Source organism: Bacillus sp. V33-4 (genome assembly GCF_002860225.1).
Lineage (GTDB): Bacteria > Bacillota > Bacilli > Bacillales > Cytobacillaceae > Bacillus_BJ > Bacillus_BJ canaveralius.
The window spans coordinates 19,554-41,708 of record NZ_PGVC01000009.1 but is presented as its reverse complement, the minus strand read 5'-3'; the positions used below and the strand labels follow the sequence as shown (position 1 = coordinate 41,708).

Annotated in this window: 23 protein-coding genes; 21 read left to right on the top strand and 2 right to left on the bottom strand. The window is 41.1% G+C overall.

Annotated elements, in window-relative coordinates:
• Positions 1-148 precede the first annotated feature (148 nt).
• The 9 genes from CVD23_RS04025 (at position 149) to CVD23_RS03985 (ending at position 11,023) form a co-directional block, all read left to right on the top strand.
• Positions 149-1,204 carry a TRAP transporter substrate-binding protein gene (locus tag CVD23_RS04025; RefSeq protein WP_101665263.1) on the top strand — a complete coding sequence of 352 codons (1,056 nt, stop codon included), beginning with the start codon at positions 149-151 and terminating at the stop codon, positions 1,202-1,204.
• A 114-nt stretch (positions 1,205-1,318) separates the two neighbouring features.
• Positions 1,319-2,488: an iron-containing alcohol dehydrogenase gene (locus tag CVD23_RS04020; RefSeq protein WP_101665262.1), complete on the top strand. Its 1,170-nt coding sequence runs from the start codon at positions 1,319-1,321 to the stop codon at positions 2,486-2,488.
• Positions 2,489-2,499: 11 nt separating this feature from the next.
• Positions 2,500-3,960 carry an aldehyde dehydrogenase family protein gene (locus tag CVD23_RS04015; RefSeq protein WP_101665261.1) on the top strand — a complete coding sequence of 487 codons (1,461 nt, stop codon included), beginning with the start codon at positions 2,500-2,502 and terminating at the stop codon, positions 3,958-3,960.
• A gap of 37 nt (positions 3,961-3,997) precedes the next feature.
• On the top strand, positions 3,998-5,137 hold the full coding sequence (locus CVD23_RS04010) for an acyl-CoA dehydrogenase family protein (protein ID WP_101665260.1): 1,140 nt from the start codon (positions 3,998-4,000) through the stop codon (positions 5,135-5,137).
• A 45-nt stretch (positions 5,138-5,182) separates the two neighbouring features.
• Positions 5,183-6,778 (top strand): acyl CoA:acetate/3-ketoacid CoA transferase, encoded by a 1,596-nt coding sequence (locus CVD23_RS04005; RefSeq protein WP_101665259.1) that lies wholly within the window; start codon positions 5,183-5,185, stop codon positions 6,776-6,778.
• 13 nt (positions 6,779-6,791) lie between these two features.
• On the top strand, positions 6,792-8,534 hold the full coding sequence (locus tag CVD23_RS04000; protein WP_101658569.1) for an FAD-binding protein: 1,743 nt from the start codon (positions 6,792-6,794) through the stop codon (positions 8,532-8,534).
• On the top strand, positions 8,489-9,295 hold the full coding sequence (locus tag CVD23_RS03995) for an enoyl-CoA hydratase/isomerase family protein (RefSeq protein WP_101665258.1): 807 nt from the start codon (positions 8,489-8,491) through the stop codon (positions 9,293-9,295). The genes CVD23_RS04000 and CVD23_RS03995 overlap by 46 nt, the downstream gene beginning before the upstream one ends.
• Before the next feature lie 37 nt (positions 9,296-9,332).
• Positions 9,333-10,043, top strand: coding sequence for an RraA family protein (locus tag CVD23_RS03990; protein ID WP_101658571.1), 711 nt, complete (start codon positions 9,333-9,335; stop codon positions 10,041-10,043).
• Positions 10,040-11,023, top strand: coding sequence for a 2-hydroxyacid dehydrogenase (locus CVD23_RS03985; protein ID WP_101658572.1), 984 nt, complete (start codon positions 10,040-10,042; stop codon positions 11,021-11,023). The genes CVD23_RS03990 and CVD23_RS03985 overlap by 4 nt, the downstream gene beginning before the upstream one ends.
• Before the next feature lie 161 nt (positions 11,024-11,184).
• Here CVD23_RS03985 and CVD23_RS03980 read toward each other — a convergent pair whose 3' ends face one another.
• A complete protein-coding gene (locus CVD23_RS03980) occupies positions 11,185-11,376 on the bottom strand; it encodes a hypothetical protein (protein ID WP_101658573.1) in 192 nt (63 codons plus the stop codon).
• Positions 11,377-11,884: 508 nt separating this feature from the next.
• Here CVD23_RS03980 and CVD23_RS03975 point away from each other — a divergent pair.
• From CVD23_RS03975 to CVD23_RS03960, 4 genes are all read left to right on the top strand, one after another.
• A complete protein-coding gene (locus CVD23_RS03975; protein WP_101577604.1) occupies positions 11,885-12,118 on the top strand; it encodes a group-specific protein in 234 nt (77 codons plus the stop codon).
• 75 nt (positions 12,119-12,193) lie between these two features.
• Positions 12,194-13,297: an AI-2E family transporter gene (locus CVD23_RS03970; RefSeq protein ID WP_101665257.1), complete on the top strand. Its 1,104-nt coding sequence runs from the start codon at positions 12,194-12,196 to the stop codon at positions 13,295-13,297.
• Between the two features lie 142 nt (positions 13,298-13,439).
• Positions 13,440-13,958, top strand: a complete 519-nt coding sequence (locus tag CVD23_RS03965) for a CBO0543 family protein (protein WP_101577602.1) — start codon at positions 13,440-13,442, stop codon at positions 13,956-13,958.
• Between the two features lie 50 nt (positions 13,959-14,008).
• On the top strand, positions 14,009-14,557 hold the full coding sequence (locus tag CVD23_RS03960) for a CBO0543 family protein (RefSeq protein WP_101665256.1): 549 nt from the start codon (positions 14,009-14,011) through the stop codon (positions 14,555-14,557).
• Between the two features lie 297 nt (positions 14,558-14,854).
• On the opposite strand, the gene CVD23_RS03955 is transcribed toward CVD23_RS03960, so the two are convergent.
• On the bottom strand, positions 14,855-15,919 hold the full coding sequence (locus CVD23_RS03955; RefSeq protein ID WP_101665255.1) for an AI-2E family transporter: 1,065 nt from the start codon (positions 15,917-15,919) through the stop codon (positions 14,855-14,857).
• Between the two features lie 266 nt (positions 15,920-16,185).
• Here CVD23_RS03955 and CVD23_RS03950 point away from each other — a divergent pair, with 266 nt between their 5' ends.
• The 8 genes from CVD23_RS03950 (at position 16,186) to CVD23_RS03915 (ending at position 22,142) form a co-directional block, all read left to right on the top strand.
• The gene (locus CVD23_RS03950) at positions 16,186-17,517 is read left to right on the top strand and encodes a phenylacetate--CoA ligase family protein (protein ID WP_101665254.1); all 1,332 of its coding nucleotides are present in this window, start codon (positions 16,186-16,188) and stop codon (positions 17,515-17,517) included.
• Between the two features lie 91 nt (positions 17,518-17,608).
• Positions 17,609-18,511 carry a 1,2-phenylacetyl-CoA epoxidase subunit PaaA gene (gene paaA / locus CVD23_RS03945; protein WP_374702613.1) on the top strand — a complete coding sequence of 301 codons (903 nt, stop codon included), beginning with the start codon at positions 17,609-17,611 and terminating at the stop codon, positions 18,509-18,511.
• Between the two features lie 23 nt (positions 18,512-18,534).
• Positions 18,535-18,891: a 1,2-phenylacetyl-CoA epoxidase subunit PaaB gene (gene paaB, locus CVD23_RS03940; RefSeq protein WP_101665252.1), complete on the top strand. Its 357-nt coding sequence runs from the start codon at positions 18,535-18,537 to the stop codon at positions 18,889-18,891.
• The gene (paaC, locus tag CVD23_RS03935; RefSeq protein WP_257987955.1) at positions 18,878-19,699 is read left to right on the top strand and encodes a 1,2-phenylacetyl-CoA epoxidase subunit PaaC; all 822 of its coding nucleotides are present in this window, start codon (positions 18,878-18,880) and stop codon (positions 19,697-19,699) included. Before paaB ends, paaC begins: the two co-directional genes overlap by 14 nt.
• A 7-nt stretch (positions 19,700-19,706) precedes the next feature.
• Positions 19,707-20,231: a 1,2-phenylacetyl-CoA epoxidase subunit PaaD gene (paaD, locus tag CVD23_RS03930; RefSeq protein WP_101665298.1), complete on the top strand. Its 525-nt coding sequence runs from the start codon at positions 19,707-19,709 to the stop codon at positions 20,229-20,231.
• 41 nt (positions 20,232-20,272) lie between these two features.
• Positions 20,273-20,581: an EthD family reductase gene (locus CVD23_RS03925; RefSeq protein WP_101577595.1), complete on the top strand. Its 309-nt coding sequence runs from the start codon at positions 20,273-20,275 to the stop codon at positions 20,579-20,581.
• Complete coding sequence (locus tag CVD23_RS03920) at positions 20,574-21,353, top strand: enoyl-CoA hydratase-related protein (RefSeq protein ID WP_101665250.1); 780 nt, start codon at positions 20,574-20,576, stop codon at positions 21,351-21,353. Before CVD23_RS03925 ends, CVD23_RS03920 begins: the two co-directional genes overlap by 8 nt.
• A gap of 15 nt (positions 21,354-21,368) precedes the next feature.
• A complete protein-coding gene (locus CVD23_RS03915) occupies positions 21,369-22,142 on the top strand; it encodes an enoyl-CoA hydratase-related protein (protein ID WP_101665249.1) in 774 nt (257 codons plus the stop codon).
• The last annotated feature ends 13 nt before the right edge of the window (positions 22,143-22,155 follow it).

The following is a 22,155-nucleotide window of genomic DNA, read 5'->3' as shown; positions in this document are numbered from 1 at the left end:
AAGTGAAAATATCAAAAAAATTTAATCTTAAAATTATTTTGACAATTATAATAGATTATCGATAATGTCTTTTATCTTAGTTTGGAGGTGTTTGAAAGCGCATTCCAAGTGGTTTAAAAGTCGAAGCTACAATTTAGGGGGATTATTCATGAAAAAGAAGAATGGTTTAATTGTATCTGTTTTAGCCCTGTTGCTAGTAATGTTGGCAGCCTGTTCAAGCGGTAATACTACAAGTTCCACTATATCTGCCAATGAAAAAAGTTCGTCTCCTGATGATCAAGTGGTAATAAAAATTGGTTCTGTAAATAATGATAAGCACACGTTATACAAGGGATATCAAAAATTTAAAGAGATCGTTGAAAAAGAAACAGGCGGAAAGATTAAGGTGGAAATCTATGCAAATGGTCAATTAGGCGATGACCGCACTATGATCGAAGGTCTTCAATTCGGTACACTTGAGGCTGTTGGTGTGTCCACATCCATGCTAGCAAACTGGGCCCCTCCGATGCTTGCGTATGATTTACCATTTGCATTCCCCGACAATGAAACAGCATATCAAGTACTTGATGGTCCTTTTGGTGAAAAGGTCGGAAAACTTCTTGAAAAAGAGAATCTCGTTCTTCTTGCTTATATGGAAAATGGTTTTCGGCAGTTAACAAATAATGAGAAAGAAATAAAATCGGTTAAAGACTTAAAGAGATTGAAAATTCGCACGATGCAAACGCCTGTACATCTTGAAACCTGGAAGAAATTAGGTGCATCACCTACGCCAATGGCTTATACTGAACTGTTTACAGCTATGCAGCAGGGAGTTATCGATGGCCAAGAAAATCCTTACGGAAATATGGCAATGGATAAATTTTACGAAGTTCAAAAGTATTTGACAGAAACAAACCACGTGTATAACCCAATGGGCCTTGTTATCTCTAAAAAGTTCTTTGATGGACTAAGTGAAGAAGACAAAAAAATTATTAAAAATGCAGCAGTAGAAGCTGCTAAATATCAGCGCGAATTAAATCAACAGGAAAACGAAAGCTATAAACAAACGCTCATTGATAATGGAATGCAAATCACAGAATTATCTCCAGAAGCAATTGACGAATTTTCAAACGCAACTCAAAGTATATACGAAACTTTCAGTTCGGAAATTGGCAAAGAATATCTGGAAGAGTTCTTAGCAGAATTGGAAAAGTATAAAAAATAGAAATGTTATTGAAAGCGATTACTCTAAGGACTATTAAATGCTTTGAAAAGCTCAAAGCAGGAAACACTCTTCTTTATGTCTGGCAAAATTACTTATATTGATTAGGAGGATAATATGAACCTATTAAAAGACTCTTTTGAATTTGGCTTACATACACAGATTCATTTTGGTATTGGCCGTCTTCAAGAGTTACCGGAAATTATTAATAAATTTAATTATGGAAAGCTTCTAATCTGTACGGATAAAGGAATTGCTTCCTCAGGAGCTCTAGAACGGTTAGAAAGTATTTTGAATAATGGTGATATTCAATATCACGTTTTTGATGAAGTAGAACCGGACCCTACCTTCCGAGTCGTAAAAAAAGTAGAGAAAATCTTTAAAGATTCAGAATGCGACGCAATTATCGGCTTTGGTGGTGGAAGCTCTATCGATACGGCAAAAGGAGTATCAATAGCTGTAGCAAATCCAGGCGATTTAAGCCGGTTTGAAGGGAAAAACCAGATTCCAAATAAAGGCCCGGATATTATTGCGATTCCAACCACAGCAGGTACAGGATCTGAAGTAACCCATGCAACAGTCTTAAAAGATGAAGAGAGAAAATACAAAATGGGTATTCTTAGCGAACACTTACATCCGAAAGCTGCTATTTTGGATCCCGAGTTATTAACAACGTTGCCTAGAGGACTTGCAGCTGTTACAGGAATGGACGCCTTAAGTCATGCCGTTGAATCGTATACATCAAATCAAGCACAGCCTATCACTGAAGCATTAGGTTTACATGCCATCGAACTGATTGGTAAATGGTTAAGACCATTTGTTGCCGATCGCACCAATATTGAAGCAGCTTCTCATATGATGATGGCAAGTACGATCGCGGGTGCCGCATTTATTTGGGGAAGAGTAGCAGCTGTTCATGCTCTTTCGCACCCGCTGGGTGGTCGTTATAAAATAGCGCACGGTCTGGCTAACGCGATACTTCTACCGGTTGTAATGAAATATAATTTGAGCTCTAATTTCCGGAAATTCAAACGAATCGCTGATCAACTTGGCGAAAATACAAGTGATTTAAGCGATAGAAGCGCGGCTGAAAAATCGGTGGCGGCCGTACAGGCTTTGGTAACAGATTTAGATATTCCCAAAACATTAACAGCCATTAATATTGAATTATCAGATGAAGAAGTTCAAGTAGTCGCCCAAGAAGCATTCGATAGCGGTATCGCAAATGCAAATCCCAAAAATGTGACGGTACAGGATTTGGTTTCTATTATTAAAACAATTAAATAAGAGGTGGAAAAATGGTCGCTATAAAGAATTCTTTAATTAAAGTAAATAATTATATAGATGGTAAATGGGCTCCAGCTTCAAATAATAAGACAAATAAAAGAGAAAACCCGGCAAATATCAATGAAATTATTGCACTTGTTCCAAATTCAACGCAAGAAGACGCCAACAAAGCGGTTGAAGCAGCTTATAAAGCATTTCAGTCCTGGTCTATGCTTTCTGCAATTACGCGTGGTAACTACCTATACCGATTTGCAGAGGAATTGGAAGCCAACAAAATGGAAGTAGCAGAATTATTAACACTAGAACAAGGAAAGCCACTTGGCGAATCAATAGGTGAAATCAATAAAACGATCAGCGAAGTACGTTTTACAGCTGGAGAGGCTGCAAGGATAGTCGGCGAGACGTTACCGAGTGAACGTGAAAATGTTGACATTCGTACAATAAGAGTACCTAAAGGGGTTATTGCTGCTATTTCACCTTGCAATTTTCCGCTTGTTACACCACTCCGAAAAATAGCTCCTGCATTGGCAGCGGGAAATACAGTTGTCTTTAAACCTGCCAGTTTAACAGCAGCGATGGGAGCAAAAATTGTAGAGTTGTTTGAAAAAACTGGTTTGCCGGCTGGTGTCTTAAATTTAGTAATTGGTTCCGGACGAAGTGTTGGGAATCAAATTGTGAATCATCCTAAAGTGCGAGGTATTACGTTCACTGGTTCAACCGATGTAGGATCAAGTATTTATGAACAGGCATCAAAGCGATTAATTCAAGTCCAGCTTGAAATGGGTGGCAAGAATGCTGCGATTATTTATGATTATCCAGATATCGAAGCGGCCATTAATCAAATTGTACCCGCAGCATTTGCAAACGCCGGACAAAGATGTACATCAATTAGCCGGATCATCGTAAGCGAGACGGAAATTGAGCAGGCTTTAGCTTCCTTAAAACGAAAAATCGACCAATATAGTATTGGAGAAGGTATAGAAGACCATACAACTATGGGACCGTTAGTCTCGAAAGATCAGTTGGATATTGTTGAGTCTTATGTCCAAATTGGCCTGGAGGAAGGAGCTTCATTAGTAACAGGAGGGAAAGCTGTTACTCTTGACAAACAAGGTTACTATTACGAGCCCACGGTTTTTGCTGACGTAAAACCAAATTATAGAATTGCAAAAGAAGAGATTTTTGGACCGGTGCTAGTTGTGTTAGCGGCAAGAAATTTTGAGGAGGCACTTGAGATTTGCAATGATAATAAATACGGGCTGGCGGCATCTTGTTTTACTCAAAATAAGTCGTACCAAACTAAATTCATCAATGAAATACAAGCAGGAATGATTCATTTAAATAATGGAACGATCAGTGAATCACATGTGCCATTCGGAGGGCTGAAACAATCTGCTATTGGTCCGTATTCGATCGGAAGTACATCAAAGGACTTCTTTACAGAATTAAAAGTCATTTACGATGCGAGTTAAAATACCAGTTCGATAGTCGTGGTGAAAGGGGATTCATATGCAAATAACAGAAGCGCAACAAAATTGGAAAGAAATCGCTCGGGATTTTGCTAAACGTAAATTACAACCTGCGACAGAATGGCTCGAAGGAGACGCCTTTTGGGCAAATGCAAAAAAGTTAGCTGATCATGGATTTCTAGGTTTAACTCTTCCTGAGGAATATGGGGGGATGGGTTTAAATTTATTTGATGCCCTTCTTATGATTGAAGAATTGTGCCGTGTCTGTCCAACAAGTGGTCGCCATGCGTATCATGCAAGTATGGGTATCGCATCATTCATCAATCATTTAGGCAATCAGCAACAAAAGGAAAAATATTTGCCTCTGATTACATCAGGCAAGCTTTTCGTTGCTCTTGGTATGAGTGAACCGGAAGCAGGAAGTGCGGCAACCGATATTATGACGACCGCGGTTGAGGATGGAGATTTCTTCCGTTTAAATGGTTCAAAAGTATTTATCAGTGATGCACATCTTGCTGATGTGTTCGTTGTGTATGCACGCTTTGGCAACTCGGGCCGCACGTCAGATATTGGAGCTATCCTGGTAGAACGCGGAACTCCTGGCTTTACGGTCGGACCTGATGAAGAGAACATGAGCGGAGAAATCCAATGTGCCCTCTATTTTGAAGATGCCATGGTGCCGAAAGAAAATGTTCTTGTCACGCAAAACGCTTTTAAAAAATTAATGGGTGTTTATAATGGTGTACGTTTAGGTTATCTGGCACAAACGATGGGCATTACACAAGCCGCATTTGACCGCACGATTCAGCATGTTACCCAACGAAAACAGTTTGGTAAAGAAATTTGTGAGTTTCAGGGACTGCAATGGATGATATCTGATATGTATGTGCAGCTAGAAGCTGCCCGTACATTACTGTATCGAGCGGCTGAAGCCGCTTCGGATAATAAACCGAATAAAAATGCTGTAAGTGTCTCAAAAATTTTTGTAGCTGAAGCTGCGCAAAAAATTACCGATACATGTATTCAACTTCACGGCGGCTATGGATTTTCTAAACAGTATCCACTTGAATGGTATTACCGTTGTGTGCGATCAGCTTCGATTGCAGGCGGCACATTGCAAGTTCATAAAACGATGCTTGCTTCAAGTGTGCTGGGGAGAAAATTCGACCAACGTAGATAACAATATATTAGTTTCTTAAACTAGGTAAAAAAAGGGGGAGATGGGATGACAAGAGCATCTCTTATCCAGAAAAGGCACTCGAAGATCGTTTCGGCAGAAGAAGCAGTTAGTAATATTCCGAGTGGTGCCATGATTACAATTGGAGGTCTAATTTCCATCCTCTGCCCGGAAAAGGTGTTAGCTGCATTAGGAAATCGATTTTCAAAAACTGGTGAACCTGGAAATTTGTCCGTTATTACACCAGTAAGAGTAGGATGGGATCCTGACAAAAGTACGGGACTCGAGCATTTGGCGCAAAAAGGAATGCTTAAAAGGTTGATAAGCGGAAGTTTTAATGTAAAAGAAAGCCCCAAGTTAACCAATATGATAAAAAACAATGAAGTTGAAGCTTACAACTTTTCAATGGGAACCTTATTTCAGTTAATTAGATCGATTGCCGGCGGGCATCCGGGCCTTTTGACAACAGCAGGGCTCCATACATATGTCGATCCCCGGCACGATGGCGGACGATTAAATGAACACACCAAGGAAGGTATTGTCCATTTACTTGAAATAGATGGGAAGGAATATTTATTTTATCCATCTTTTCCAATCGACGTTGCCATTATTAGAGGTACTACGGCTGATGAAAGTGGAAATATCACATTAGAGGAAGAACCTGCAACATTAAGCGGATTAGAAATGGCGATGGCTGCCCGGGCAAGTGGCGGATATGTCATTGCGCAGGTAAAGCGGGTAACTAAAAATAATACTCTTCATCCACGTTCAGTTGAAATTCCGGGGATTTTAGTTGATGCGGTTGTGATAGATGAAGAACAGAAACAAAGTGTATTACCCGATTATGACCCAAGCTGGACTGGAGAAATTAAAAAACCGATTAATCAAATGAAAAAAACATTGCCATTAGATGTTAAAAAAATAATTTTACGTCGGGCTGCGAAAGAAATTACTACAGGATCTATTATCAATCTGGGTGTAGGTATTCCTGTAGATCTTCCACAACTTGCGTTGGAAGAAGGCTTTTTCGATAAAGTTACGTTTTCTTTAGAGCATGGCGCCATCGGAGGTATCCCGATGGGTGTAGAAGTATTTGGTGCTCATATAAACCCTGATGCGTTTGTTACTTCTCCTCAAATATTTGACTTTTATCAAGCAGGCGGGCTTTCTTGCACTTTACTTGGATTTGCTCAAATTGATGGTACCGGGAATGTGAATGTTAGTAAGTTTAACGGGATATTCCGAGGTTCGGGTGGCTTTATTGATATTACGCATCAAACGCCGAAAATTCTTTTTTGTGGAACATTAACTAGCGGCGGTTTAAAGATTTCCGTGGGAAATAGGAAAGTGAAAATTGGAAGCGAAGGCCGCCATAAGAAATTTATTAATGCCATTGAACATATGACCTTTAATGCAAAACAGGCTTTGAAAAAAGGCCAGGAAGTTTTATATATAACAGAACGCTGCGTCTTTCGGTTGGAAGAAGATGGCCTGGTTCTCATCGAGTATGCTCCGGGAATCGATGTTCAAAAAGATATTATTTCAAATATTGAGTGCAACGTAAGGATAGCTGACGATTTAAAGCTGATGGACTCAGAGCTTTTCAATGAAACTAAAACTGATATGGTTATGGAGAAGGTTTGAAAGGGTGGACTAAGTGAAAGTAGATTACATTTACGAGACAGAGGTACTCGTTGTTGGAGGCGGGGGAGCTGCAGCAAGAGCAGCTCTTTCTGCAGCAGAGGCAGGGGCTAATGTTCGAATAGCGGTAAAAGCAAATTGGTTAAGTGGAGGGTCCACCGCAACGGCATTTTCTGAGTTGTTAGCGATTGCTGCTGCTATCGGTCATGCAGATGAACGAGATCACCCGGAAATTCATTATGAAGATACTCTTGATGCTGGAAGAGGGTTTATTGATCCGGAACTTGTCTGGACATTTGCTTCTGAAGTGCCGGATCGCATTCAAGATCTTATCGATATTGGATTGAACTTTGATAGACAAGAAAATGGAAAGTTGGTACAGGGCATGAGTGACTTTGCAACATATCCAAGAACATGCAGAGTTAACGGTGTAACAGCCCGCCATATTTTAGTTGCCCTGGCAAAACAAATAAAAAAGAAGGATGTTCCAATTGATGAAAATATGATGGTATTTAAATTATTGACAGATCATAATCAAAGCATAACAGGTGCACTAAGTATTAACAGAAATACGAAAGAAATTACACTGTATAAAACACCCTCTGTGATTCTTGCGTGTGGCGGAGCACACCACATTTACAAGTACGCAGTTGGAACGCCAGATATGACAGGTAATGGATATGCAATGGCTTATGAATTGGGAATTCCTCTGGTCAATATGGAGTTTATCCAAATTGGGCCTGCGGCAATAAAACCTTCTATGACTCTTCTTTCAGGACCCGTATGGAAAACCAAGCCGATTTTGACAAATGGAAAAGGTGAAAATATTCTTGAAAAATATGTACCCCCTCACATATCCATTGATGAAGTTTATAACAAGAAGGTTTTTCCGTTTACAATTTCAACTCCTGCCTATTACCTAGATACCTCGATTCAGAAGGAAATCGAGCGAAATCCTACTCCGAATGGCGGTGTATGGGGCATTATGCCTCCAGGATCTGAAAGTATAGTAGAAGAAAAAATGCCGAAAACATATGGAGTCTTGAAATCGAAAGGAATCGATATATATAAGGCCCCATTTGAGGTAGCTCTTGTTGCCCAGTGTATGAATGGCGGAGCGTTAATTGAAAGTCCGGATGGCACAACTAAAGTCTCCGGTTTATTTATTGCAGGAGAAACAGCTGGGGGCTTACGTGGTCCGGATCGCCCTGGAGGAAATTCGTTAGCTGAAGGTCAGGTTTTCGGTCATCGGACTGGCAAGGCGGCGGCTTCACATGCCAAAAAGAAAGTGGCGGAGATGAAAATTGAAAAAGAAACTCAGGCTGTATTAACAGAGCTTAATAACTGGATTAATAGCAGTAACGGAGAAAAACAAGTTCATAAAGCCATTGCCTCCCTTAAAGAAACGATGTATAAAAACTGTCTAATTATTCGTAGTGAAGAGCGCTTGGACAATGCACTACAGAAAATCAATGAACTGCAAAGATCTCTAGAAGTGGGAGAATTTTATATTAATAGGGATAATTTATTTATGGCTATTGACTTTCGACATATGCTTATAACGGCTAAATCCATTGTATTATCGGCACTGACACGTACAGAGAGCAGAAGCTGCCACTACCGTGAGGATTATCCGGAAAAGAATGATTCAGAGTGGATAAAAAGTATTTATGCGATTCAAGAAAACGGTGAAATGGAAGTACGGACACGACATTGGCCAAAAAAACGAAAAAACGAAAAAAGCGAACTAAAGCTATGAGTGTAAATATTTCGATTGATGAGGGAATAGCGCATGTCATATTGGAAAACCCTCCTTTAAACCTTCTATCGAATAAGGTCAAGCTTGAGATTAAGCGAGCTTTTCAATCCCTTGCCAGAAATGAAAATGTTAGAGTTGTTTTATTCGATACCATTGGAGACCATTTCTGTTGTGGAGCAGATTTAAAAGAGTTTCCTGATCGTATCAAAAAAAATACAGCGAAGGATGCATGGATCGATGGGCATGAAATGCTACAGACTGTTATGAATGTCCCACAGCCCTCCATCGTGTGTGTAAAAGGCAATGCCTTGGGTGGAGGTGCTGAATTGGCCAGTGCCTTTGATATCAGATTGTTTGCAGATGATGTTTCATTTGGATATCCGGAAGTAAGCCGGGTTGTTTTCCCAGGTAACGGCGGAATGGAGCGGTTTATTCAACTCTTGGGAGAAGCGAATGCAGCCTATTTATTTTTAACTGGTGAACGAATGACGGCCAACGAGTTATTAAGAATTGGAATGGCCAATAAGGTAGTAGAAAGAAGACAATTAGAATCAGAAGGAAAGAAAATAGCTCATCTGCTGGCCACTTATTCATACCCTGCGATTCAAACAATAAAAAAAGCTATTATTGCCTGCAGAGAAAGTGATCAATTTTTTCAAAAAGGAATGTATGAATTTGCTTCACTTCATAGTACAGAGGATATCAAAGAATCAATCAATGCTTTTTTTGAGAAAAGAACGCCTTCATATCAACATAAATAAGGTAAAAAGCTAATTTTCAAAATGGGAGGGTAGAAAAATGAATTTGGGTTTTAGGGTGTTTCCAGTTGAAAAGCGTGTCGATCAGGCAATTGTAGAACAATTTAGAGATATTGTAACGCCTCACATAAGTGATAATATGAGCCGTATGCATTCCGCAGGAGCTGAATTACGACCATACCATAAAGAAGGAAAATTGGTTGGAACAGCAGTTACTGTTAAAACGCGGCCAGGTGATAATTTAATGGTGCATAAAGCAATAGACCTGGCACAACCCGGAGAAGTTATTGTGGTTGATGCAGGAGGAGATACAACAAACGCGATTGTCGGTGAGATAATGCAAAGAATCGCAAAGAAAAATGGTATTGCTGGATTTGTTATAAATGGCGCTATTCGTGATTCACTAGCATTCAAGAGTGACACATTCCCAATTTATGCTAAAGGAGTTACTCATCGAGGACCATATAAAGATGGACCGGGTGAAATTAATGTACCTATCGCTCTTGGTGGAATGGTTATTAATCCAGGAGATCTTATTGTTGGGGATGAAGATGGTCTCGTTGTTATTCCAATAGAGGAAGCGGAGGAAGTTTTGACTAAAGCAATGAAAATGGCTGAAAAAGAGAAAGAAATTTTTGAAGCTATCGAACTGGGCGCAGTGGATCGAAAATGGGTTGATAACATATTGCAGGAAAAAGGGTGTGAATTTTTTGCAACGTCTAAGGTAATCGAGAGTGGTGTAAGTAAATGAAACCAAAAGTATATATAACCAGGAAGTTACCTGAGGAAGTTTTAAAGCCACTTATTGAAACTTGTGACATTCAAATGTGGGAAGAAGAAGACATTCCTGTTCCGTATGAAGTTTTAGAAAAAGAAATTCAACGTGTTGATGGATTGCTCTGTTTATTAACAGAGAATATTAATGATGACTTAATAGATAAAGCAAAAAAACTAAAAATTATCGCGAACATGGCAGTCGGTTTCAATAATATTGATATAAGCAGCGCAACAAAGCGGGGGATTATGGTCACGAATACACCCGGGGTATTAACAGAAACAACAGCAGATCTAACATTCGCCCTTTTAATGGCCACCGCTCGCCGTTTAGTAGAGGCATCGAAATATTTGAAAGATGGGGAATGGAAAACCTGGTCCCCAATGCAGTTGACCGGCCAGGATATATACGGCGCTACTTTAGGAATCATTGGTTTAGGCAGGATTGGGGAAGCACTTGTGAAAAGGGCGAAAGGCTTTGATATGAAGATACTCTACTTTAATAGAAGCCGGAAGTACGAAAAAGAAGAGCAGCTGGACATCGAGTTTGCTTCACTTGAACGCTTGCTGGCACTATCTGATTTTGTTTGTATAATGACGCCATACACTCCAGAAACACACCATTTAATAGGGGATCAACAATTGTCTATGATGAAAAAAAATGCTGTCCTGATTAATACTGCACGAGGAGGCATCGTGAATGAGGAAGCATTATTTCAAGCGTTAAAAAACAAGGAGATTTGGGGAGCCGGCATCGATGTTTTTGAACAAGAACCGGTACCTTTAAACCATCCCCTTTTAACTTTACCTAATGTTGTCACTCTGCCTCACATCGGAAGTGCAAGCATTGTAACCAGAATGAAAATGGCGGATCTTGCAGTAACCAATTTGCTTCAAGGTCTGCATAATTCAATTCCAAATAACTTGATCAATAAAAGTGAGCTTAATAAGATTTAAACTAAAGAGATTGTCAATATAAAGCAAGATAGAAATTACCCACATCAGCAGCTTTTTCCATATTCGATAACAGGATTGTTAGCAAAAAAATAGGCATACAAAAGGACCAAAAAATCGGTCCTTTTGTTGTGAAGTATCAAATTAATATTCAACACAGACTATTAACCCCAATTTCGACTCAGCAGGGTTCTTAAGCCAAGATACAGCAATGCAAGAGAGAAAACGATGATTGCAAGTGCTCCGATAATATTGAATAAAGGTAGTAATCCCGTTAGAAAAGATACTGCCGGAACTTTTAAAAGTGCAAATCCAGCCAGAATGCCGGCTAAAAACAATAATACTGTATTGTTCATGATCTCACCCCTTTCTTAATAGTGATTGTCGGCAATTCATTTGGAATAGCGACAACAGCTTGTCAGAAGTGAAACTGGCCTCAGGAAAACTAATGGTATGTCCATATTGTAAAAGGGTTAGAGAAATATGGGAGTTTCCAGGCTTCACTGTACCATAGTATATGAAACAGTCTTTACTAATGTCCCATTTTTCCAGCCTATTTTTGTAAGGGTTTTCAATTGATTGTGGATAGTCGGAATACACAAAAATCATTCTCGGTCAGATCGTTACTTGTTTTGAAGAAATCAATTGTACCAGTATTTCTCTTGTGTAATTCTTTCTTTTTTGATACATTTTTTCGAAGAGGATGTTTTATTGAAGCGCTTGGCTTCTGATTAAGGACAGAAGGGGTAGAGCCGTCGATCAAAGCAATCAGCATGGTTAAATGACCTAAAGCTGATGAATATACTTACTCACCAAAGAAAAATCCTTTTGTGAATCACAGGGAAAAAAAGAGGAGGTTATAACATGAGTGAGTGCAATGTCGATCATTCTCATGACGATGTCAAAAATAAATTTGCGTCACAGTCTGAATATTTGCCGAAAGAAATCACGGAGTTATTTTCAAAATTTTTAGCTGAAGAGCATACGCAGGACATCCTGAATAATGTGTTCCATTTACTGAAAAAATACGATCTTGCAGATGAACAAGACAAGCAAGAGCGAAATCGCAGACTAGAGTTAATTTTAAGAAATGTGTAATTCGCGGAACAGTTTGGATGTTAAATAATTTTTGTGTGCAAGGATGCAGCCTGCCATATTGAAAGGATGAACTCGTTGTTTAAGTCAAAACTCCATTTTTGGACATTAGAAATTTTGCTTCTTTTAATTATTGTTTATGTTTCAACGAAAATTTCCTTTTTATTTGAACCAATTGTCGTTTTTGCTTCGACTTTGTTTTTTCCAATTATCATTACAGGTTTTTTGTATTTTCTATTAAATCCCGCTCTCGTTTTGCTGCAGAAGGCTAAAATCCCAAGAACGCTGGCGATCGCGATACTGTACATTCTATTTATTGGTTTAATAGCGCTTGTGGTCGTCCTTGTTGCGCCTGTCATATCCAGGCAGGTTACCGCGTTATTCAATGATTTGCCAATGTACGTTGCGCAAACGAGAAACGTGATTGATAATTTAGCTGATTCAAAGCAATTTCAATGGTTTATGACACAGGATTACGTGCCTATTGAAAATATCGAAAACGCGATTATCAATTTTGCCAATACTTTGCCGGATAAACTGACAAACGGGATCTCAAATGTGTTCGGTGTGCTTGCGAATATCACGATCACGATTGTTACTGTTCCGTTCCTATTGTTTTATATGTTCAAAGACGGCAAGAACTTTCCCCAGGCGCTTGTAAAATTTTTGCCCGCAAGCTATCGGCAGGAAGCGTTAAATACTTTAAAAGACACAAATGAAACACTTGCTGCTTATATTCAGGGGCAGGTGACAGTCGCCTTATTTGTTGGTACGATTGCCTTTATCGGCTATTTGATCATTGATTTACCTTATGCGCTTGTATTCGCGTTGATTGTTGCCGTTACAAACATCATTCCGTATGTTGGACCTATTTTGGGCGGCGCACCTGCTGTTGTGATTGCTTTGTTTGATTCTCCTACGAAAGCGATTCTTGTTGTAGTCGTAATCGCAATCGCGCAGCAAATTGAAGGGAACGTCTTATCCCCGCTCATTCTCGGCAAACGGCTTGATACCCATCCGGCGACAATTATTATTTTACTGCTTGTAGCCGGTAATCTTGCAGGCGTATTGGGAATGATTTTAGCCATTCCGTTCTATGCGGTTACAAAAACGATTGTTTTAAATACGATTCGTTTTTTGAGAGCGCGAAAAATGTACTTGGAGAACGAGAACATTACGTAATAAAAGCTAAAAACCATGTCGTTAAAAATAAAACGGCATGGTTTTTTTATAAGGTCATTACTGTACGAGTCTGTTTGCATTCATAGGTTTACATTCATTAGCAAATACTGAACATATTCGAACACGTAAAGGTGATTAATGTATGCATCTCTTTTTGATTGTTTTTGTAATAACAGCTGCTTTTATTTGGGGTGATTGGAAAAACTGGTACTCTTACTATCCAACGATGCTTTTTGTAGCCTTGGCCAGCATTCTTTACAATCTCCTTGCGGCTAACTACTGGTTATGGAAGTATGAACCGATACCCCAATTCAGCTATATCATTACCGATCTTGCCTATTCTTTTCTTGTCCTGCCGGGAGCTACGATTTTATATCTATCACATATCATCGGAAAAGAGTCAAAAAAAAAGGTTTTTTATATTTTTAAATGGGTTATATGTAGTTCTATTGTCGAATCGATTTATTATCATTTCGACATGATCCATTATTTTCACGGTTGGAATGTATATTATTCGTTGATGTTTTATACGGTCATGTATACGATCATTTATATTCATTTTCGCAAACCGCTTTTAGCAATTGCATTAAGTATCCCGTTTACGGTCTTTTTGATTTTCTTTTTTGACGTTCCTGCTGGTACACCAATCGAACTAAGATAAACGGTAAGCTTTCCTGATCATTTCAAGCAAAGGACTAACAGGTGGTGTAAATGGCACATAATGTGGAATATAAAAAAATCCAGGAATACCAGGATGTGATCGATGCAATGGGCAAAGCCTATTTCGCTGATTATAGCTTATTTGAGCCTCACTGGTGGTTCTTGCTCGCCGCTACTTTTATCCCATGGATTGTCTGGTGGAAAATAGTCGACAGGGGACGGCTGCTCGAAATTTTGCTTCATGGCTTGTTATGGTCGAGCATCGCATCTTTGCTTGATGAGCTTGGGTCAACGTTCGGATTCTGGGAGTATCCTAAAGGACTGGTTCCAATTAAACACACACTAATATCAGCTGACATCGGCGTAATTCCAGTCGCTTATATGATTATATATCAATTTTTTCCAAATAACTGGCCGTTTTTTTTCGCTAATCTCGGCTTGGCATTTGTGTTTTCCTTTATTATTGAGCCTATCTTTATGCATTATGATTTGTTAAAACTAAATATCGGTTGGAGCCATTTTACCTCGTTGATCGTCTTCAGCGTTCTCGGATTGTCAATCAGGTGGTTGACACGGCTGATCATAAAGAAAGCAAAATAAATGAATGATGAGCCATTGTCGGAACTGTGTCGTACAATGGCTTTTTTCGTATTTTCCTGCATCCTTCGAGCCGAAACTGGAATATGACTTACGGAAAACTCCCACAAAATGATATTGAAAAAATAATTATTTTGTGTAAAATCGCACTAAAAAAATCATTTGATTTTAATATGCATGAAGTCAGAGAACGACTTCACCGTCCGGCCCTGCGACGTACAGGACGTACTAGTGCCGGCATTCGGCGATTGACGTGTGGCGCTTTTTAGTCGGCCAGCGCTTGTCGGGTGGACAAGGAGCTTACGCATTTGTTATATTTCGTTGCCTTAAGTTATAGAACCTCCAAAAGTCTTTCACAATCACTTTTACAACCGAGTAAAGTGGAATGGCGATCAAAATTCCAATAAAGCCATAGATGGAACCGGCAACCAGAAGCAGGGTGATGACCGTCAGCGGATGAAGATTCAATCGATTGCCCATCACTTGCGGCGTGACGAGATTCCCTTCAAGCTGCTGTACGATGATTAACACAATGATAATTTTCAGCGCCATGAATGGATCATTGAGAAGCCCGACACACAAAGCGGGGATCACCCCGATTAAAGGCCCGAGAAATGGAACGACCGTTAAAAACATTGCGAACAGGGCGAGGATTAACGCATAATCGAGACCAATGATTAAGTAACCGATATACATCAAAACGCCGTCCGTAAAAGCGATCAAAAATTGGCCTGTGATATAAGTAAACAACGTTTTATCGACGTCTTTTAAAATCCGCTCTCCTTCATGCTTAACATCGTCAGGTATGAACCTGAGCAGAAAAGGTATCAGCTTGTCGTCATCCTTTAAAAAATAAAAAACAATGAATGGAACAATCACGAGTACGGTAGCGACGCTTGTGATCGTTGAAATCAGCGTCGCAATATTTCGAGTCATGGAGCTTAAATATTTTAAGGCCCGTTGTTCGATATCATCTGCAGAAAACATCCCAAAGTTATTTTCTTCCACTATTTCTTTCGATTCCTCAGAGAAATCCTTTAGCTTTTCCGGAAACTGCTCAGAAAATTGCTGAACTTGTTCTCCAATAATTGCTCCGGCAAAATAAACAAACGCATAGCCGATGCCAATGATACATAAATAAACGAGAGCGATACTAACCGTTTTATGGATATACTTTGAAAGCGATCTGACAACCGGCCGCAAAATATAATACAACAGCCCGGAAATAAGGATTGGGAAAAATATTGTGGCAATCGTCTTTTGAAAGGGCCAGATAAAATAATCAATTTTTCCAAACATAAAAATAATCAATAAAGCAAGTAAGACGGCAGCCCCATATTTAAAAAATGGCTGACGGATCCACATAAGAATTCCCCTCCCTGAACTGAAATCTTTCTTTCTTTAATTCCTGAAAAACACCTCAATTAAACAAAAAGAAAAAGAGCGGTCGCATTTATTAAATATAGATAATTTTCAGAAAAATTAGTTGACTTTTAAATATTTTCAAGTTATCTTTGTTTTAAACAGTGTATAACACAAATATCACATTACGATTTATTAACGTCATACAAAAAGAACTTACGATTGATGATTTGGCTTATCTTATCGAACGTCATTAAGGAGGGAAGAATTTGATTATCGATTCGATTGAAACGGCCACTCGAACGGAAATAAGATCCCTTCAGCAAAAAAGGCTGAAAAAAACAACAGAAAGAGTTTACCAACATGTTCCGTTCTATAGAAAAAAGTTTAATGAAAACGGTTTCAATCCTGAAAGAAACCTGGGTCTGGATGATATGGTAGATCTGCCTTTTACGACCAAAGCAGATTTGCGAAAAGGGTATCCGTTTGGCTTGCTTGCTGTTCCGAAAACCGAGCTGGTTCGTCTTCATGCTTCCTCAGGTACAAGCGGGAAACCGACCGTTGTCGGCTATACGAAACATGATATCGAGATGTGGAGCGAAATTGTCGCCCGCTCGATTGCCACTGCCGGGGGAGAACCAGGGGAAATTCTCCATAATGCCTATGGTTATGGTTTATTTACAGGCGGGCTTGGTCTCCATTACGGGAGTGAAAGATTGGGGATGGTCACGGTTCCGATTTCAGGGGGAAACACGCAAAGGCAAATCATGCTGATTGAAGATTTCCAGCCAACGGTTATCTGTGGGACACCATCCTATGTGTTAAATATTGCTGAAACAATGGAAGAGATGGGGAAAAATCCAGCAGCAACGTCACTGCGTTATGGGATCCTCGGGGCCGAACCATGGTCAGAGGAAATGCGCCGTAAAATCGAAGAGAAGCTGGCTATCAAGGCATGTGATATTTATGGGTTAAGTGAAGTGATTGGGCCGGGGGTGGCGATCGAATGTCATAAAGAGCAAAATGGCCTCCATATTGCCGAGGATCACTTTTATGCCGAAGTGATTGACCCTGAAACACTTGAGCCTCTTGCCGATGGTGATGACGGTGAGCTTGTATTTACGAGCTTAACAAAGGAAGCTTTTCCGGTTATCCGCTATCGGACAGGCGACGTTGCTTCATTAAATAAAGAAAAGTGCCGATGCGGCCGGACAACGGCCCGGATGTCGAGAATAAAGGGGCGGATCGATGATATGCTCAATGTGAATGGGGTGAATGTATTTCCTTCAGAAATTGAGCACTGCATGTTAAAGATGAAAGAGCTGGCGCCCCATTATCAAATTCATATGCTGCAAAAACGTTCTTTTAAAGTACTGGAGCTTCACGTCGAGATAACTGAAGAGTGCTTTAAAGCTATCGATTTTGACCTGGCCCATGACAAGATACGCCAGTTAGAGCAAAAACTTAAGGCCGCTTTGAAAAGCAGCTGCCTGATTGCAATGGATACGGTCATCCGGGAACCAAAGTCGATCCCCCGCTCAGAGGGAAAGGCGCTCAGGGTTATTGATCGAAGGAATGAGCAGGGTAATTTTGCACTTTAGCAAATGTCGGAATCGATAACTGGAGGTGGCAAATTTGGAAGAAACGGTTTCATTTGAGTGTTTATCAGAACAGCAAAAATACGAGCTTTTTATGGAACGGATAGAAGCAGGCGAAAAAATCGAAGCGGACGATTGGATGCCCGATGAGTATCGAATGACCTTAATTAAGCTGATTTCAATGCATGGGATCAGCGAAATAATGGGGGCGCTTCCCGAAAAAGAATGGGTGCCGAAAGCGCCGACCTTGAAGCGCAAGCTTGGCATTATGGCAAAGGTTCAGGATGAAATGGGCCATGGCCAGCTGCTCCTCCGCGTCACTGAAGATTTAATGAAGCCACTTGGAAAAACACGTGAAGATATTATGAATGATCTGTTTAGCGGTAATCTAAAATTCCATAATGTTTTCCATATGGAAGCACCGACCTGGGCGGACGCAGGCCTGATCGGCTGGCTCGTTGACGGCGCTGCCATTATCACGCAAACGAATATGCTCAGCGCTTCTTACGGTCCATATGCCCGGGCTTTAAAACGCATCTGTGCAGAAGAAGTTTTTCACGCCCAGCATGGGGAGGCGATTATTATGGCGCTCGCCGAGGGCACGAAAGAGCAACGCGAAATGGTTCAAGCGTCAATCAACCGCTGGTGGGAAGCTTTGCTGATGTTTTTTGGGCCCGGGGATGCTTCAACGACCGGGACCTCGAAACAGGATATCACGATCAAATATAAAATTCGCACAAAAACAAACGAACAGCTTCGCCAGGACTTTTTCTCAAAATATATTCCGAGAGTGTTGTCACTCGGCTTAACGGTACCGGATGAGACGATGTTTTTCGATAATCAAGCAAACAAATGGATTTATCAGCAGCCTGATTGGGCCCGCTTTAAGCAGATTGTTAAAAACAACGGACCAAAATCGCAGGAACGGCTAAAGCTGCGCCGCAAATCATATGAAATGAATTCATGGGTCCGTGAAGCGTTGGGCAGCGGGAGCTAATGTCATTGAAGGAGGGGGTTTTTTTGGGCAGTGAAGGTTTTTACCAGGAATACGAAGTGTTTAGCAAAAGAAATGATGCATCGCCGATTCAGTATCAGTTTTCTTTATTGGCGCCGAATGAAGAGCTCGCTTTGATTATGGCTCAAGAAAATTTTATGAGGAGGGAGCCTGTTTCAGATATTTGGGTCGTCAAACGCTCATATATTAGAAAGATGACCGCTCCAGAACGGCAATCATTGCAGCGCATCGACAACAAAGATTATCGAAATACAAAAGGATACGGCTATTTAAAAAAGAAATGGCGTCAATATGAGCAGGGGATGCTCGATGAGAAGGAAATATTATCATGGGGAGGGGAGCACGATCGTGAAAAAGCTTAACTCAGCTGAAGCACTTGAGAATCCATCTTATAAAGACTCTTTGGCTGAATTGCTGTATCAACTGGCAGATGATGATTTTATTCTCGCTTATAGAGGATCGGAATGGCTTGGACTTGCTCCCCATATTGAAGAGGATGTCGCTTTCTCATCGATTAATCAGGACACGATGGGCCATGCAGCCATGTATTATCAGCTGCTTGAGGATCTTGGTGAAGGCAGCGTTGACGCTTTGGCCCACGTCCGTACACCCGAACAGCGCCGCAATGCTATTTTATTGGAAATGGCGAATGGACCGGGCGATTATTTAAGAGAACCTGATTATGATTGGGCATTTGCCGTTGTCCGCCATTATTTCTATACGGCAGCCAAAAAAATCAAAATCAATTCTTTGAAAAACTCAAGCTATCAGCCTTTGTCCGAAACGGCGGTAAAGATTAGTATGGAACTTTATTATCATCAGCTCCATTGGAAAACATGGTTTGAACAGTTGATGCTCGCCGGCGGTGAAGCAAGATCGAGAATGGAGCAGGCCACTACAATCGTAATGGACGATTTCGGCGGATTGCTCAGTCTTGGTAATAAAGGTGCTGAAATCGTGCGTCACGATTTGATAGATTCGGAGGAAATCTTGCAAAAGCGGTGGAAAGACGCGATGAAACCCGTTTTTGACTCTGTCAATCTACAGATTCCCACCCGTTTTCCCATGAAACACGGAGATGGACGAAACGGGGTTCATACTGATGATCTCACCAAGGCCATTTCTACTCTTGGGGAAGTATACCACTTTGATCCAGCCGCAAGCTGGTAAAGGAAGGATGACCGTGAAGGACAACAATCAAGAAATAGTTAATGTCCATACCCTCGAAGAAAGAGTTTCGGAAGCGCTTTATTTTGTAAAGGATCCGGAAATAGATGCGATTTCCATCATTGAACTTGGCATGCTTGAAAAATTGGAGGTGCTGGACAACAGAGTCAAACTCCAGTTACTGCCGACATTTATGGGCTGTCCGGCTCTTGATATTATTAAGAACAATATCGAAAAAGCATTATCTGGGCTGTCGGAAGAAGTCGAAGTGGAGGTTCAATTTATCTATCATCCTCCGTGGACATCGGCAAGGGTTTCAGAAGCTGGAAGGCAGAAGTTAAAGGAATTCGGAATCGCGCCTCCACCGAAAGTGTTCGGTCCGGATGGAAGCTGGAGCGTCAATTGCCCGTATTGTGATTCCGAATACACATCAATTGACAATCTCTTTGGCCCGACTGCCTGCCGGAGTATCCTATACTGCAAATCTTGCAAAAATCCTTTTGAGGCAATGAAGCCGGTATCCACGCTGATGTAAAGATTGGCTATAAATCTATTTAATTAAAGGAGATGGAATGATTGATTAAATTAATCGCTTTATACAAGCACCCGGAAAACAAGGAAGCTTTTGATGACCATTATTTTAATACTCATGCGCCGTTGACAGCCAAGATTCCCGGTCTGCGCGAAATGAAAGTAACGAAAATAATCGGCAGCCCGATGGGAGGGGAGGGCAAGTATTATTTAATGTGCGAAATGTTTTATGACGGTCCTGATGCATTCAAAGCGGCCATGAAAACAGACGAGGCCAAAGCTTCCGGAAAGGATGTTATGTCTTTTGCTGGTGATTTAGTTACGATGATGATCGGTGAAGAAGTAAATGAGTGAAGGCTATCAATTTATTGAAACCGGGATAAGCGAGCAGATCGGTATGATCACTTTAAATCGTCCGCATGTGTTAAACGCCCTGAATCGCACGATGATATTTGAAATATTATCGGTGATGGAGTCTTATGACCGGGATGACAATGTTCGTGTTATCGTGCTAAATGGAAGAGGGCGCGCCTTTGCTGCCGGGGCAGATATCGACGAAATGGCAAATGCCAGTTCGATCGACTTGGAGATGCTGAACCAGTTTACCGACTGGGACCGTCTCGCCTGGATTAAAAAGCCGATCATCGGGGCCGTTCACGGCTTTGCGCTCGGCGGTGCTTTCGAATTGGCTCTTTGCTGTGATCTTTTACTGGCTGCCGAAGGTGCTGAGTTCGGATTTCCCGAAGTCAATCTCGGGATTATGCCCGGTGCTGGGGGAACACAGCGCTTAACCAAGCTCGTCGGTAAAACAAAAGCGATGGAATGGTTGTTTACTGGGAAACGAATTTCAAGCCGAGAAGCGCTCCTGTACGGATTGATCAATCAAATTGTTGCCCCGGAGCTCTTGATCGAAGAAACGGTCAAGCTTGCCCGGCAAATCGCGCTGCAGCCGCCGCTGTCGATCAGGCTGATTAAAGAATCCGTTTTAAAAGCCGTCGATTATCCTTTATATGAAGGAATGCAATTTGAACGGAAAAATTTCTATTTGCTATTTTCATCAGAGGACCAAAAGGAAGGCATGAAAGCTTTCCAGGAAAAACGAAAGCCTGATTTTAAAGGGAGATAAGGGGTGGTACATACGATGTACAATACCGTAAGCTATGAGCTCCGTGGCCAAACAGCCTGGTTAACACTGAATCGTCCTGAAAAATTAAACGCTTTTACCGAAGAGTTAAACCGTGAGCTAAAAAAAGCCTTAAAGCAGGCCGGGGCAGATCCCGAAGTACGGGCGATTGTCATAACCGGTGCGGGGCGCGCTTTTTGTTCCGGCGAAGACTTGGGTGGTGTGACTGACGGCACAGACCATGGGGAAATTTTGCGAACCCGCTACAATCCGATGGTCATGGAGCTTGAAAAAGTCGAGAAGCCGGTAATTGCCGCCGTAAATGGAGTGGCCGCAGGCGCTGGACTTAGCCTCGCACTTGCCTGTGATTTCCGGCTTGCCTCTGATAATGCAAGCTTCATTCAAGCATTCATTCATGTGGGTCTCGTTCCAGACGCCGGAAATCTATATTACCTGCCGAAGCTCGTTGGCCATGCAAAAGCTCTGGAGCTGGCCGTGCTTGGTGACAGAATATCCGCTGAAGATGCAGCGAATATTGGACTCGTCACAAAAGTGATCGCTTCGGGTGAGTGGGAGGAGCAGGTCGCCATGTTTGCACGCCGGCTTGCCGCACTGCCTACTAAAGCGGTCGGCTTGATTAAGCGTAATTTAAAAGCAAGCTGGCAGTGCGGCATCGAGGAATTTTTGGAGAAGGATGCCCAGGCACAGCGGATTGCCGGGTTAACAGATGATCATAAAGAAGGTGTCAATGCGTTTACTGAAAAACGAAAACCAATTTTTAAAGGCTATTAAAAGGAGATGAATG

Coding starts and splice junctions, on each gene's coding strand:
- CVD23_RS04005 (WP_101665259.1), top strand. CDS start 5,183: ATGACAAGAGCATCTCTTATCCAGAAAAGGCACTCGAAGATCGTTTCG.
- CVD23_RS03990 (WP_101658571.1), top strand. CDS start 9,333: ATGAATTTGGGTTTTAGGGTGTTTCCAGTTGAAAAGCGTGTCGATCAG.
- CVD23_RS03985 (WP_101658572.1), top strand. CDS start 10,040: ATGAAACCAAAAGTATATATAACCAGGAAGTTACCTGAGGAAGTTTTA.
- CVD23_RS04015 (WP_101665261.1), top strand. CDS start 2,500: ATGGTCGCTATAAAGAATTCTTTAATTAAAGTAAATAATTATATAGAT.
- paaD (WP_101665298.1), top strand. CDS start 19,707: ATGACCGTGAAGGACAACAATCAAGAAATAGTTAATGTCCATACCCTC.
- CVD23_RS04020 (WP_101665262.1), top strand. CDS start 1,319: ATGAACCTATTAAAAGACTCTTTTGAATTTGGCTTACATACACAGATT.
- CVD23_RS03965 (WP_101577602.1), top strand. CDS start 13,440: ATGCATCTCTTTTTGATTGTTTTTGTAATAACAGCTGCTTTTATTTGG.
- CVD23_RS04010 (WP_101665260.1), top strand. CDS start 3,998: ATGCAAATAACAGAAGCGCAACAAAATTGGAAAGAAATCGCTCGGGAT.
- CVD23_RS04025 (WP_101665263.1), top strand. CDS start 149: ATGAAAAAGAAGAATGGTTTAATTGTATCTGTTTTAGCCCTGTTGCTA.
- CVD23_RS03920 (WP_101665250.1), top strand. CDS start 20,574: ATGAGTGAAGGCTATCAATTTATTGAAACCGGGATAAGCGAGCAGATC.
- CVD23_RS03960 (WP_101665256.1), top strand. CDS start 14,009: ATGGCACATAATGTGGAATATAAAAAAATCCAGGAATACCAGGATGTG.
- paaA (WP_374702613.1), top strand. CDS start 17,609: ATGGAACGGATAGAAGCAGGCGAAAAAATCGAAGCGGACGATTGGATG.
- CVD23_RS03975 (WP_101577604.1), top strand. CDS start 11,885: ATGAGTGAGTGCAATGTCGATCATTCTCATGACGATGTCAAAAATAAA.
- CVD23_RS03955 (WP_101665255.1), bottom strand. CDS start 15,919: ATGTGGATCCGTCAGCCATTTTTTAAATATGGGGCTGCCGTCTTACTT.
- CVD23_RS03980 (WP_101658573.1), bottom strand. CDS start 11,376: ATGAACAATACAGTATTATTGTTTTTAGCCGGCATTCTGGCTGGATTT.
- CVD23_RS03915 (WP_101665249.1), top strand. CDS start 21,369: ATGTACAATACCGTAAGCTATGAGCTCCGTGGCCAAACAGCCTGGTTA.